Genomic DNA, 13709 nt, shown 5'->3' on the forward strand with positions numbered 1-13709 from the left:
AACTCCAGAGGAGAACAAAATGAGCAATCTGAAGAAGCCTTTTCTGATACTCGACCGCCGCCGCTTCCTGCAAAGCGCGGGCGCGATGGCCGCTACGGCGGGGACAACCTCGCTCGGCCTGTCGCGCGCATTTGCCGAAGAACCGGCAAAGCCGAAAGAACTGATCGTGCGCGCATGGGGCGGTAGCTGGGTTGATGCGCTTAAAGCTGGCGTGTCTGATCCGTTCACCGCCAAGACCGGTATCTCCATCCGTCACGACCTCACGGAAGACAACGAAATCCAGCCGAAGCTCTGGGCCGCCGTCGCGCAGAAGCGTACCCCGCCGATCCACGTCAACTGGGATACGACCACCAATGCGACGAAGTCGGCATTGCGCGGCGTGACGGAAGACCTGTCTGATCTGCCGAACCTCAAGAACACCACTGATCTTGCCAAGCCTGTGGGTCTCGACGGCTACCCCATCGTCAATACCTATGGTTATGTCTATGTGCTGGCCTATCGCCCGGAAGCATTCCCGGACGGTCCACCAAAATCGTGGAAGGCTATGCTCGACCCGAAGTTCAAGGGCCGCATTGCGCTTTATAACGATGGCATCGGCTTCCACTTCCCGGCACAGGTTGCCGGTGGCGGCAAGCTGGAAGACATTCCGGGCAACATGCAGCCCGCCTGGGATTTTATCACCAAAGTGAAGCAGCAGCAGCCACTCCTAGGCGAAGACCCGGATTTCACCACCTGGTTCCAGAAGGGCGAAATTGATCTGGCCTGCACAATTTCCACCAATGCACGTGAAGCCCAGAAGAACGGTGTCAAGATTGACTGGACCGTCCCGGAAGAGGGCGCAAAGTTCGACACCGATGGCCTTTGGATTCCAAAAGGCCTGCCCGAGAACGAGCTTTACTGGGCCAAGGAGTATATAAACTTCGCCCTCACCAAGGATGCGCAGCAGGTCTGGCTCGACGGTCTTGGTCTGCCGGGTGTCGTGCCGGGCCTGACGCCGCCCGCCGATCTGGTGAACGATCCGGCGTATCCGACCAAGGAAGAGGATTTCAAACACCTCATCCGCATTTCGGCAAAGGTGCAGGTGGAAAACGAGAGCGAATGGTTCTCGAAGTTCAAGGCCATCATGCAGGGCTGATCCGGCTCTACCACCAGAAGGGTCGCCCAAAAGGGCGATCCTTATGCCCGAAATAGCAAAACTCAGGAATTGAAACATGCGAGCGGCACGCACTGCCTATCCGGTTGTCTGGCGCATCATGGACGCGCTGGAAGCAATCGCAGCCTTTCTGTGGCCCGCGCGGTTCAATCGTGCCGTGCCTTATCTGATGCTGCTTCCGGCTCTTGTTCTGGTCGGACTGTTGGTGCTTGGCCTGATCCAGATCGCGGATACCAGCCTGCGAACGCTCGACACCTCGACATTCCTGATGTCAGACTATTACACAATCGCCAATTACAAGCGCGCGCTGACGGAAAGCCTCTTTGTGACCGTGGCTTGGCGCAGCTTGTTCGGTTCGCTTGTCGTGACCGCATTCACGCTCCTTCTGGCGTTTCCCTATGCATATCTCATGGTGCGCACACCGTCGGCTGCGTTGCGCAAATTCCTGCTGATCGCGCTGTTTCTGCCCTTCTTCATCGGTCAAGTCGTGCGCGCCTATGGCTGGCTCATCATTCTCGGCAATCAGGGCATGGTGAATGAGGCGCTCAGCCTCATCGGCATCGCGCCGATGCGGCTGCTTTATAACTATCCAGCCGTCCTGTTCGGTCTCATCCAGTATATGCTGCCATTCGCCGTGCTAATGCTTGCACCGGCGTTGACCGCCATCCCCGAAGAAATGGAAGCAGCCGCAAGTTCGCTTGGTGCAAACTGGTTGCGGACCTTCGCCCACGTTGTCCTGCCTATGGCCCGTCCGGGCTTGATCGGAGCGGGGCTGGTGGTGATGACGCTTTCGCTTACCGACTTTGCCGTACCAGCCATTCTGGGCGGCGGATCGCAGGATTTCATCGCCAATGCGATCTATGACCAGTTCTTCCGCACATCCGATCAAGGGCTCGGCGCGACACTCGCACTGCTTCTGGTTGGCGTCGGCTCCATCCTCGTCGGGATCGTGTTCACGCTGTTCGGGGCAGGCACGCTTGCCATGGGGAAGGCACGCAAATGACCTCGCCACTGTCGAAATCCATTGTCATATGGACATTCGTGATTGCCGTTCTGTTGCTTCTTTCCGCACCGACCATCGTGGTTCTTGGAGCTTCCTTCACCTCAGGCAACATGATCACTTTTCCGCCGGAAGGGTTTTCGCTGAAATGGTATCAGAAGATCGCGGGGACGAGCGACCTTTGGGATGCATTTCTGCGCTCACTTTATGTCTCCGTCATCTGCACCATTGTCGCCATTCCGGTCGGAACGCTCGCTGGCATAGCGCTGGCGAAATATGCAGTGCGGTTTGAAAAGACGATCCAGATTTATCTATTGCTGCCCTTCACCATTCCCCTGATCGGCTCGGGGATCGGTCTCATGCTGATCTTCGGTCAGGCGGGAATTCTGGGCCAACTCTGGCCGGTTGGGATTGCAGCCTGCGTCATAAATCTGCCCTTCATGATCTGGGCTGTGACGGCAAGCGCCGCCAATCTCGACGCAGATCTGGAACTTGCCGCCGCCAATTGCGGAGCGGGGCCAATCTCGACCTTCTTCTTTGTCACGCTACCGGTTGTCGTGCCGGGCGTCATCAGCGGCTCGCTTCTGATGTTTATTCTGGCGCTGAACGAATTTCTGGTGAGCCTGCTTCTTGTCGATGCGCGCATCGTGACACTGCCCGTGCAAATCTACAATTCGATCCGGTCCATCATCACCCCCGACCTTGCGGCTATCTCCGTCGTCTTTATCGCCTGTGCCGCTGCTGCCATCTTCCTGCTCGACCGGCTGGTCGGGCTCGACATCTTCCTCAAATCGAAATGACGGGTTGCGCCACCACCGCAACCAGTAAGGAGCCGATCATGTCCGAAGTTTCTTTTCACGAACTGGCAAAACTGGACGACGCCCAGCGCGCCGAACTTCTCAAGCGCTCGGAAACCGATCTGTCGGGCTTTATCGAGAAGGTGAAGCCGATCATCGAAGCCGTTCGCACCGAAGGCGACGCGGCGCTTGTCCGCTTTGCGCGCGATCTCGACAAGGCTGACGTCGATCCGGCCAATATCAAGGCTACGGAAGCCGAGTTCGATGCCGCTTTCGACAAGGTGGAAAAGGAGGTGATCGAGGCGATCCAGTTCGGTATCGACAATATCCGCCATTTCCATGAGGAGCAGAAGCCGGAGGCCATGTGGCTGAAGGAGATGCGTCCCGGCGCCTTTGCGGGCGATCGTTTCACGCCGATCCGCTCCGTCGCGCTCTATATTCCGCGCGGCAAGGGGGCGTTTCCGTCCGTCACCATGATGACCGCAGTTCCGGCTGTGGTTGCTGGCGTGCCGGAGCTTGCCATTGTCACTCCGCCGACGCCAGATGGCTCTGTCGATGCCGCGACACTTGTCGCTGCCCGCCTTGCCGGTGTGGAAACCGTCTACAAGGTCGGCGGCGCGCAGGCTGTCGCTGCGGTCGCGTACGGCACGGAAACGGTGAAACCGGCCCTTAAGATCGTCGGGCCGGGCAGCCCGTGGGTTGTAGCAGCCAAGCGCCTGCTTGGCGGCGTCATCGATCCGGGTCTGCCTGCTGGTCCTTCTGAAGCTGTCATTTTCGCTGATGATACGGTGAAGGGCGGTCTTGCCGCGCTCGACCTTTTGATTGAGGCGGAACATGGCCCGGACTCGTCAGCCTGGCTTGTCACGCACAGCCGCCGCGTCGCGGAAGAAGCACTGGCCGCATTGCCCGATCATTGGGCGCGCATGACCGAACAGCGTACCGGCTTCTCCAAAACCGTGCTTACAGGCAAATATGGCGGCATCGTCCTCACGTCCTCCGTGGAAGACAGCTACAGGTTCATCAACGACTACGCGCCGGAACATCTGGAGCTTCTTTCAACCGATCCGTTCGCGCATCTCGGCCATATAACTGAAGCTGCCGAAATCCTGATGGGACCGCATACACCGGTCGTCATCGGCAATTTCGGCCTTGGCCCGAACGCCGTGCTGCCAACCAGCCGCTGGGCGCGGACCTATGGCCCGCTTTCGGTAACGGATTTCGTCAAGCGTTCATCCATCGGTTATGTCACGGCCTCGGCCTATCCCGAATTTGCAAAGCACGCCCGCACACTAGCGCGCTATGAAGGCTTCTCCTCGCACGAGAATGCCGTGTCGGAAATCCGCAAGGATTATCTGTAAGGTCTGGAGGCACGGCGATGAGGGCTGTCAGGCTTTATGCGACGAAGGATTTGCGGGTCGAGACAATCGATCCTCCGATGAATCCCGAGCCGGGCTGGGTCCGGCTCAAGGTCTTGGCTGCGGGTATCTGCGGCTCTGATCTGCATAATTTCCTGACCGGCCAGTGGATCAGCCGTTCGCCTTCGGTTGCGGGCCATGAATTTGCAGGCATCGTGACCGAAGCCGGCGCCGACGTGACCGGTTTCAAACCCGGCGATACCGTCATCGCCGACTCCCGCTACTGGTGTGGTGAGTGTCCCGCCTGCAAAGACGGCAGGCATAATGTCTGTGATAGACTTGGTTTCATCGGCGAAGTCTGCGATGGCGGCTTTGCTGAGGAGACCGCCCTTCCGGCTCGGCTCCTTGTCCATTACGATCCGGCCATCAACCCGGCGGTCGCCGCCATGGGCGAGCCACTATCGGTGGCGCTGCACGCCATCCGCAGGCAGCGCATTCCGTCGGGCGAAGCCGTCCTCGTCGTTGGCTGCGGCCCGATTGGCGGGCTCGCAGCGCTTCTTCTCTCCCGCCTGCATGACGGTCCTGTGTTGGTCTGCGACCGCAATGACCAGCGTGCCAATCTTGTTTCAACCGTCACCGGCGCAATCAAGGTCCCTCTCGAAAAGACGGCTATTGAAGCGGCACTCAATGGCCAGCCAATCCGCTATGCTATCGATGCCACTGGCAATATCAGCGTCCTCAAGGCCACGCTTGACGTGCTTTCCGGCGGCGGTTCGCTGGCACTGGTCGGCATATCCCATGGCAAGATCGAGCTTGATCCGAACATTCTGGTTGAGCGGGAAATCAGCCTGATCGGCTGTCACGCCTATCAGAACGAACTGCATGAAATTGCAAAACTTCTGCCGGATCTTGAGGCGCCACTGTTACAGCTTGTCGACCGGGAAATCTCGCTCGATGAGGTTCCGGCCACCTATGCCCGACTGATAGCCGGTGAGGCGAACGGCTTGAAAACGATCATACGGACAGGGATGTGACCCATGGGTGCTGGCGACAAATCTGAACCCCATCATACCGCCGGCATCGAACTGCCCGAAACGGCGGGGCCACTCTATGAGAAAGTGAAGGCGCAGGTGCTGGATAATATCCGCTCCGGTCGCTGGCCGGGCAATCACCGCCTGCCTTCAGAGCATGAACTTGTAGATGCGCTCGGCATCTCCCGAATGACCGTCAACCGGGCCCTGCGGGAGCTGACCGATCAGGGCATACTAAAGCGTATTCAGGGCGTCGGCACTTTTGTTGCCCCTCCAAAGCCGGAAACGACGCTGATTGAAGTCGTAAATATCGCAAATGAAATCAAGGCGCGGGGCGGACTACACAGCGCCGAAGTCGTCAGCCTCGAAGTCATCGAGCCGACTCCCGCTCTGCTGAATGCGTTCGAGCTGCGCAAGAGCATTCCAATCGCCCATTCGCTGATCGTTCATCTCGAAAACGACATCCCGGTGCAGCTTGAGGAGCGGTTCGTCAATACAAGCCTTGTGCAGCACTACGAATTACAGGATTTTCGGGTGATCACAACTTACGACTATCTTCAAAAAAGCACCCCGATGACCGAGGTTGAGCAGGTCATTTCGGCAATTACGCCTGACGCGGAAACTGCCCATTTGCTGCGTCTCGACGAGGGCGCTGCCTGCGTGCTTCTGGATCGCAGGACATGGACCGGCGAAACGGTCGCGACTGTCAACAAGCTGACCTACGCCGGTAACCGCTACCGTCTAGGTAGCCGCTACAAGCCTGAAATATATCGATAATTCAATTCCCTAACTCGCGACCACATTGATCTTGTCCGGTGTTCTTAACCGACCGACTTGACATTTGCTGATTCTCGTAACATCTATTGTTACATGAAAAGAGACAGCAAACTATCAGGCGTCCTTCACGTCCTTCTTCACATGGCGGAACATAAGGGTCCGGTCACATCCGAGGTTCTTGCCAAAGCCATGACCACCAATCCGGTTGTCGTGAGGCGCGTCATGGGCGGGCTGCGCGAGCAGGGCTATGTTCGCTCAGAAAAGGGACATGGTGGCGGTTGGGAAATCGCCTGCGACCTCAACAAGGTTACCCTGCGTGACATTTACGAAGCCATCGGGGAGCCGGCGCTTCTCGCCATGGGCAACCGCACGGAAATGCCAGGCTGTCTGGTGGAGCAGGCAGTCAATGCTTCACTCAGCAAGGCATTTAGCGATGCCGAAAACCTTCTTCTGGAGCGTTTTGGCGAGGTCACGCTTGCCATGTTGAGCGCGGATTTTCATCAGCGCGCACTGGAGCGCGGCGTAACATTCGATCTGGAGAGCAATCATGCATCATGATGCAATTATTATCGGCGGAAGCTTCGCTGGTCTGTCGGCGGCAACCTATCTGGCACGCGGCAGACGGTCTGTCCACGTAATCGACGCGGGAAAGCCGCGCAACCGGTTCGCCGAACAATCGCATGGTTTCTTTGCGCAGGACGGCAGCAATCCGCGCTCTATGCTGGAAACGGCAAAAATGCAGGTCGAAGCCTATCCGACTGTGACATTCACGCAAGGAAAAGCCATTTCGGGCAGGGGCGAAATCGACAATTTCGCGATTGAACTCGATAGCGGAGATGTCGTTGAGGGACGCAGACTGATCCTTGCTTTCGGCATATCAGACGAACTGCCGGACATTCCCGGTCTTGCAGAGCGGTGGGGAAATTCTGTCATTCACTGCCCTTATTGCCACGGCTATGAATTCAGCGATCGCCAGCTTGGTGTTCTCAATCTATCGCCAATGTCGGTGCATCAGGCCATGTTGATCTCCGAATGGGGGCCGGCAACCTTCTTCATCAATGGCGGGCTGGTGCCGGATGCCGATACACTTGCAGAACTGCATCAGCGTGGCGTAAAAATCGAACACAGCCGGGTCAACGCATTGCGCGGCGAGGGGAGCGAGCTTTCGGAGGTCGAGCTTGAAGACGGAAGGCTGGTTCCAGTCAATGCACTTTACATCGGACCACGCAATCGCCTGAACAGCGGGATCGCCGACACGTTCGGCTGCACAATGGACGAACTGCCGCTCGGCAGAACGATAAAGACAGACGGGCTGCAGACGACAACGGTGTCAGGCATTTTTGCGGCAGGCGATATTACACGCGGTGCGCACAGCGTCGCTTGGTCGGTCGCTGATGGGGTTACGGCAGGAACTGCGGCGCATCGATCCCTAGTCTTCTAGAGCATTGTAAATAGTGCGCCGGAAGCCTCTATTTGGTTGTTTTTAAACATGTCTCTCGAAATGGATTTCTGTTTCGAGAGACATGTTCCAACTTTCTTTTTCCATCAAGTTTCCGGACCGGATCCACAAATCCGCTTCATCGCTCTTGCAGAAAGGTCAAACCGCTTCTGCAGTCCGCCCGTGAGGCAGCGGAAATAACTTGTCATATGCGATGTTGAACACGAAAGCATAAACCAAGTAGAAGACGACAATCGCTATATCCATCAGAAATGCGGTGATAAGCGAAATTCCGAGATACCAGGCAATGAACGGGATCAGAAGCACAATCAATCCGGCTTCAAAGAGGATCGCGTGAAGAACCCGGACAGCCATACCCTTGCTGACGCTTCCGGTGAAGCGCAGCATCGCCTTGTCAAAGCCAAGGTTGAACAGAAAGTTCCATATTGTTGCGGTAGTTGCCGAAACAACGCCGATTACGCCCATCTCTGCGGCCGGCTTGTCCAGAATGAAGGCGGAACCGGGTATGAAGATCGCCAGTCCGATGAGTTCAAACATCGTCGCGTGGCGGACACGGTCCATAAAACTGCGCATTTCCTTTAGTCCCTGTTGTTAATGCGCGTGCTTCTATCTTATTCTGGCAATAAGAAAAGTTAGATATTATCTGGATTTTAGATAGATGAGCATCGAACTGGAGCAACTCGAAGCCTTTGTGGCCTCTGCGGATCACGGTTCGTTTTCCGCTGCCGCGCGATACTTGCGTAAGGCGCAGTCTGCCGTAAGTGTGCTGGTTTCCGCATTGGAAGACGATCTCGATGTCAAACTGTTCAGCCGCGCATCCCGCAATCCCGTATTGACGGAGGCCGGTGGGAGGCTGTTGCCGGAAGCACGGTTATTGCTTGCTCGGCGGGAGCATCTGATTTCCGTCGCCAGGAATTTCGGCGATCATGTTGAAAGCCGTCTTGTGGTCGCAATCGACGAGCTTTATCCCGAACCGGCCATCGCAACATTGTTTGCAGCCTTTGCGCAGGAATTTCCGCATGTCGAGCTTGAGCTTACCTTTCCGCCCTCAACCGCGATAAGTGGGCTTGTGCTGGAAGGAAAGGCAGACCTCGGCGTCATGTGGCGTGCCGAGCAGATGCCGGACGAACTTGGCTTCCATACTATTGGCTGGGTGCCTCTGGTTCTCGTCTGCGGGCGGAAGCATCCATTGGCTCATGCTGCTGTCAGTTGGGAAGATTTGAGGTCATTTCGACAGATCATGGCCCGAAAGCACAGCGACACGGCTGAAAGCCGTCGTCTTCGGGTGGGTGCCGAGGTCTGGTGGGTGGAAAGCCATTGGGTCATCCTGCAAATCCTCACACAAGGGATCGGCTGGGCTTTCATTCCTCAACATATCTTGCAGGATTCGCCGCTGACGCCGGAACTCGTCATTCCGAAATTGCAGTTCGACGAAGGTGCGCATCCGGTCGCGCTGGAGCTGATCTGGAACAAGCGGCGGCGACAGGGCCCCGCCGCCCAATGGCTGCAGGAGCGCTTTGCCAAAAGTCGTTTTTGAACTTACGGCATTAAGGTGTGCAAAGGGCAGGAAATGACCCTGCCCGGAGCGATTTATACCTTTGCGGCTTCCACGAAACGCGGATCAAAGGTTTGCGCAAATGAGATATCTGCATTTGCCAGTTCTGGATCGAGGGCCTTGAGCATTTCAAACAGGCTCTTGAAGCCGTCTTCCGCAATCAGGCCCTTTTCGGAATACATAGCCCGGGACTTCTCGAAGCCGGTCTTGTAGAGCTCGCGATCGCCCAGCAGATACTCTTCCGGTACGGCATCCGCCACATCGTCGGCAGAAGCCTTGTGAATCCAATTTAGCGACTTGATGAAAGCATTGACGACCCGCTGCGTGGTAATCGGATTTGCATCAATGAAGCTCTGCTGCACATAAACGGTAGCAGCGGGATTCGTGCCTCCGAAAAGCTGGCGCGTGCCTTCTTCCGTGCGCGTATCCAGAAGCAGCGTGATGTCGCCATCCACTTCCAGCCGCGTGATGACCGGATCGAGATGGACGAGGGCGGCAATTTCACCCTTCTTGACGGCCGCAACCGCGCTCGCGCCACCGCCAACACCGATGATCGAAGCGGCATCTTCGGCAAGACCGTTCTTGATGAGCGCATATTGCAGCAAGAGCGACGTTGACGAACCGGGCGCCGTAACGCCGACATTCCGGCCCTTGAGATCGGCAATCGTCTTGATCTCACCGGCGAGATCCTTGCGCACGCCGATGCAGATGCCCGGAAAGCGGCCAAGCTCACAGACAGCCTTAATGTCCTGTCCTTTGTTCTGCATGCGAATGGTGTGTTCGTATGCGCCGGTAACCACATCGACAGAGCCGCCGATCAAGGCCTGCAAAGATTTTGCACCGCCGCCGAAATCATTAATGGTCGCCTTGATACCTTCTTCCTCGAAGAAGCCCTTGCGCTCGGCAATGGTGAGCGGAAGATAGTAAAAAAGCGGCTTTCCGCCGACACCGAACATAAGCTCCGGCTTTTCCGGCGTCGCGGACGCATCCTGCGCATAAGCAGGCAGACGCGAGGCAATACCTGCAAGCCCGAAGGCGGCGGCGCCCAGTAATATATCTCTACGCGTTGTCCTCATCGTTTCCTCCTTGAATCCTCTTAACCATTGTGTCCGGCAGCTTTCGGACGCCAGACGAGTAGGCGCGCTTCAACGATGGACACGCCCCAATCGATGACCAGCACGAATGCCGTCAACACCAGCATGCCCGCAAAGACGCCGGTGACGTCGAACACGCCTTCCGCCTGATGAATCAGGTAGCCGAGACCAGCCGACGAGCCGAGATATTCACCGACCACCGCACCGACGACGGCAAAGCCGACAGCCGTATGCAGGCTTGAAAACATCCACGACAGCGCCGATGGCAGATATACGTTGCGCAGAAGCTGGCGTTCGTTCATGCCGAGCATACGCGCATTCGCAAGCACGGTCTGGTTAACTTCCTTCACGCCCTGATAGACATTGAAGAAGACGATGAAAAAGACCAGTGATACGCCCAGCGCCACTTTCGACCAGATGCCGAGACCGAGCCACAGCGCGAAGATCGGCGCCAGAACGACGCGCGGCAGGGAATTGGCCGCTTTCACATAGGGGTCGAAGATTGCCGCGAGAAGGGGTTTGCGAGCAAACCAGAACCCGATCAGCACGCCGCCGATTGCACCGATGGCAAATGCCAGCATGGCTTCAAGCAGAGTGATGCCGAGATGATACCAGATGGTGCCTTCGGCAAACCATTTATAAATGCGCAGAGCCACATCACCCGGCGTGGCGAAGAAGAATTTTGCCTTGGCAGGATTGCCCAGAAGATGCGTGGCGGTGAAAAGGTGCCAAACCAGAACGACAGCAACAGCCACACTGAGTTGCGCCAGAAACAGTATAGGCTTTTTCATTTCTTTTCCCCACTCGTCTGCTGATAGCCTTTGAGCACCTCTTCCTTGAGCGCACTCCATATTTCGCGATGGATTTCGTGAAACTTGTCCTCGAGACGAATTTCGGAAATCTCGCGCGGACGGGCGAGGGGAATCTTGTATTCAGCCATGATGCGGGCACGCGGTCCGGCAGACATGATGACGACACGATCCGCCAGTGCGATTGCCTCTTCCAGATCGTGGGTTACGAACATGACGGCCTTCTTATCCTGTGACCAGAGATCAAGCAGGAGATCGCCCATGATGACGCGCGTCTGCGCATCAAGCGGACCAAAAGGTTCATCCATCAGCAGATATTTCGGATTGCGGATCAGCACCTGCGCGAGGCCGACGCGCTTGCGCTGTCCACCCGAAAGCATATGCGGATAGCGGTCGCCGAAGCTCGCAAGACCAACGCGACCGAGCCATTCACGTGCCTGTTCACGCGCCGCGGTCTTTGACGTGCCTGCAATCTCCAGACCGATGGAGACATTGTCCAGCACGGTCTTCCACGGCATCAGGGCATCCTGCTGGAAGAGATAGCCTGCCTTGCGATTAAGACCTTGCAGCCGCTGGCCGCTGATTTCGACAGTGCCGCTGGCGGGCACGAGAAGTCCCGCAACGGCATTGAGCAATGTGGACTTTCCGCAGCCCGTGGGACCGACAATCGCCACGAATTCGTTTTCAGCAACGTCAAGATTGCTTTCGGCGACAGCATCGAAGCGACCGCCATCGGCCAGCTTGAATGAAATCTGTACATCTTTGAGCGCAATTGCTGTCTTGCGTGTTTCTTCCGGTTGAATACGGCTTGGTTCGGCGCTCATCGCTCGTCACATCCGGTGAACTGTCGATGTGCTTTGCCATAACGGCTCATATTTCCGCTCCTTTTCGGGTCGCGCCTCATGAATGGAGAACAGACAGAATGCGTGACCTTATCCGTCTAAAGTGAGACGCAAAAACTTGCGATAGAATCCTTTCGTATAACGTCCCGGCAAGAACATGCAACGAAAAGCGAACCGCGCATTTCAAACTATCGACAAAAATAAGTCTATACGAAATATTATTGCGATCAGCCGCGCCAGGTCAGGAAACGTTTCTCGATCTGCCCGATGATGAAATTGACGATCAGCCCCATCACCGACAGGATTGTCACCCCGGCGAACAGCTTTTCAAGATCGTAGAGGGATCCGGCTTCAAGGATATAGGAGCCGACCCCGAACTGGGCACCGAGCATTTCCGCCGCGACCAGCAGAATGATGGCGATGGAGATCGACACCCGCAGCCCGGACAGGATCGCCGGAAAGGCGCCGGGCAGGACGATCTTGCGCACGATAGACCACCATCCGAGACCGAAACTCTGGCCCATGCGCACGAGCGAACGATCCACATTATCGACTGCGCCATACGTGGCGACGACGGTGGGCGTAAAGGTGCCGAAGGCAATGAGCATGTATTTCGACATTTCGTCGATGCCGAACCAGATGACGAAAAGCGGCAGCAATGCGATCTTGGGAATTGGGAAGAGGGCGGCGACGAGCGGCACAAGACCGGCGCGCACGTAGCTGAACAAGCCGATCATCACCCCGAGACTGACACCGACTGCGATGCCAAGGCTCGCACCAACGATAAGCCGCCGCAACGATGGAAGCAGATGCTGCCACAGAAGACCTGTCTGCCAGAGTTGGACGAAGGTTTCCAGCACGGCGGACGGGCGTGGCAATGTCAGATTGGATATGAAGCCGCTACGGGTTCCGATTTCTGCCAACGCCAGCAGCGCTACGAAAAGGATCAGGGCCATATGACGCACTGGCTGGGGCGCAAAGCCACCACCGCGGAAAGGAACCGGGCGTATATCCTGAGTGGACTGCTTCGTTTCTGCGATCTCAATCATTGATCAACTCCTGATCCGCCGCCTGCGCTTCCGCCCGCATCAGCTCCCAGAGCTGCTTCTGTTTTTCTTCCAGAACGGGGTCGCCAAGGTGACGTTCGGACAGAGGAGTATCGATATCGACAATTTCCCTGATCCGCCCCGGCCTTCGTGACAGCACCACAACCCGATGGCCCAGCCGCACAGCCTCATTTAGATTGTGCGTGACATAAACAGAGGTAAATGACTGGCGCGTCCAGAGCGCAATCAGATCGTCCATCAGCAATTCCCGTGTCTGGCTGTCTAGCGCTGACAAGGGTTCATCCATCAGCATGACGGCAGGACGCACTGACAAGGCACGCGCAATGGCCACGCGCTGGCGCATGCCGCCCGAAAGCTGCTTCGGTAATGCCTGCCTGAAATCCGAGAGCCGGGTACGCTCCAGAACATTGGTAACGATCCTGTCCATTTCGCCCCGGGCAAGACCGTGATCTTCCAGCACCAGCCTGATATTTCCTTCCACGGTGCGCCATGGCAGCAGCGCGAAGTGCTGGAAAACATAGGTGAGGGGATTGAGCGAATCCTTTGGCGGCGAGCCAACTTGCAGCACTTCGCCCGAGGACGGCTTTTCGAGACCGCCAAGAAAACGCAAAAGCGTGGACTTTCCGCAACCTGAAGGACCAATCAGGCAGAGAATCTGTCCTTGCGGGATGGTGAGCGATATATCTTTGAGAACTTCGACCGGACCATAAGAATGGCTGATATTTTTCAGTTGCAGATCCATTTCAACTCCAGTCGGGAAACCCAGTCCT

General features: G+C 56.7%; 15 protein-coding genes. 9 read left to right on the forward strand and 6 right to left on the reverse strand.

Translation table 11 applies throughout. From position 1 onward, the window contains the following. Positions 1-19 precede the first annotated feature (19 nt). The 8 genes from FJQ48_RS05910 to FJQ48_RS05945 all read left to right on the forward strand — a co-directional run bounded on the left by FJQ48_RS05910 (position 20) and on the right by FJQ48_RS05945 (position 7554). On the forward strand, positions 20-1135 hold the full coding sequence (locus tag FJQ48_RS05910) for a PotD/PotF family extracellular solute-binding protein (protein WP_139974270.1): 1116 nt from the start codon (positions 20-22) through the stop codon (positions 1133-1135). Between the two features lie 76 nt (positions 1136-1211). Continuing rightward, a complete protein-coding gene (locus tag FJQ48_RS05915) occupies positions 1212-2156 on the forward strand; it encodes an ABC transporter permease (RefSeq protein ID WP_139974271.1) in 945 nt (314 codons plus the stop codon). After that, complete coding sequence (locus tag FJQ48_RS05920) at positions 2153-2953, forward strand: ABC transporter permease (protein WP_139974272.1); 801 nt, start codon at positions 2153-2155, stop codon at positions 2951-2953. Before FJQ48_RS05915 ends, FJQ48_RS05920 begins: the two co-directional genes overlap by 4 nt. Before the next feature lie 38 nt (positions 2954-2991). Then, positions 2992-4308: a histidinol dehydrogenase gene (hisD, locus tag FJQ48_RS05925; RefSeq protein WP_139974273.1), complete on the forward strand. Its 1317-nt coding sequence runs from the start codon at positions 2992-2994 to the stop codon at positions 4306-4308. 17 nt (positions 4309-4325) lie between these two features. Next, a complete protein-coding gene (locus tag FJQ48_RS05930) occupies positions 4326-5339 on the forward strand; it encodes an alcohol dehydrogenase catalytic domain-containing protein (protein WP_139974274.1) in 1014 nt (337 codons plus the stop codon). Between the two features lie 3 nt (positions 5340-5342). Then, positions 5343-6113: a histidine utilization repressor gene (hutC, locus tag FJQ48_RS05935; RefSeq protein WP_139974275.1), complete on the forward strand. Its 771-nt coding sequence runs from the start codon at positions 5343-5345 to the stop codon at positions 6111-6113. 93 nt (positions 6114-6206) lie between these two features. Then, positions 6207-6671 carry an Rrf2 family transcriptional regulator gene (locus FJQ48_RS05940; protein ID WP_061345324.1) on the forward strand — a complete coding sequence of 155 codons (465 nt, stop codon included), beginning with the start codon at positions 6207-6209 and terminating at the stop codon, positions 6669-6671. After that, entirely contained in the window at positions 6661-7554 is an 894-nt protein-coding gene (locus tag FJQ48_RS05945; protein ID WP_139974276.1) for an NAD(P)/FAD-dependent oxidoreductase, read from the forward strand. The genes FJQ48_RS05940 and FJQ48_RS05945 overlap by 11 nt, the downstream gene beginning before the upstream one ends. A 156-nt stretch (positions 7555-7710) precedes the next feature. Here FJQ48_RS05945 and FJQ48_RS05950 read toward each other — a convergent pair whose 3' ends face one another. Further along, positions 7711-8145 (reverse strand): PACE efflux transporter, encoded by a 435-nt coding sequence (locus FJQ48_RS05950; RefSeq protein WP_139974277.1) that lies wholly within the window; start codon positions 8143-8145, stop codon positions 7711-7713. A gap of 85 nt (positions 8146-8230) precedes the next feature. On the opposite strand from FJQ48_RS05950, the gene FJQ48_RS05955 reads away from it, so the two are divergent. Beyond that, positions 8231-9109 (forward strand): LysR family transcriptional regulator, encoded by an 879-nt coding sequence (locus FJQ48_RS05955; protein ID WP_139974278.1) that lies wholly within the window; start codon positions 8231-8233, stop codon positions 9107-9109. 53 nt (positions 9110-9162) lie between these two features. Here FJQ48_RS05955 and FJQ48_RS05960 read toward each other — a convergent pair whose 3' ends face one another. The 5 genes from FJQ48_RS05960 to FJQ48_RS05985 form a co-directional block, all read right to left on the reverse strand. After that, entirely contained in the window at positions 9163-10203 is a 1041-nt protein-coding gene (locus tag FJQ48_RS05960; RefSeq protein ID WP_139974279.1) for an ABC transporter substrate-binding protein, read from the reverse strand. 20 nt (positions 10204-10223) lie between these two features. Beyond that, a complete protein-coding gene (locus FJQ48_RS05965; RefSeq protein ID WP_139974280.1) occupies positions 10224-11012 on the reverse strand; it encodes an ABC transporter permease in 789 nt (262 codons plus the stop codon). After that, entirely contained in the window at positions 11009-11854 is an 846-nt protein-coding gene (locus FJQ48_RS05970; protein WP_139974281.1) for an ABC transporter ATP-binding protein, read from the reverse strand. The genes FJQ48_RS05965 and FJQ48_RS05970 overlap by 4 nt, the downstream gene beginning before the upstream one ends. A gap of 245 nt (positions 11855-12099) precedes the next feature. Then, the gene (locus FJQ48_RS05980; RefSeq protein ID WP_180350152.1) at positions 12100-12918 is read right to left on the reverse strand and encodes an ABC transporter permease; all 819 of its coding nucleotides are present in this window, start codon (positions 12916-12918) and stop codon (positions 12100-12102) included. Continuing rightward, entirely contained in the window at positions 12914-13681 is a 768-nt protein-coding gene (locus FJQ48_RS05985; RefSeq protein WP_139974283.1) for an ABC transporter ATP-binding protein, read from the reverse strand. The genes FJQ48_RS05980 and FJQ48_RS05985 overlap by 5 nt, the downstream gene beginning before the upstream one ends. Between the last annotated feature and the right edge of the window lie 28 nt (positions 13682-13709).

The organism is Ochrobactrum sp. CGA5 (genome assembly GCF_006345815.1).
Taxonomy (GTDB): Bacteria; Pseudomonadota; Alphaproteobacteria; order Rhizobiales; family Rhizobiaceae; genus Brucella.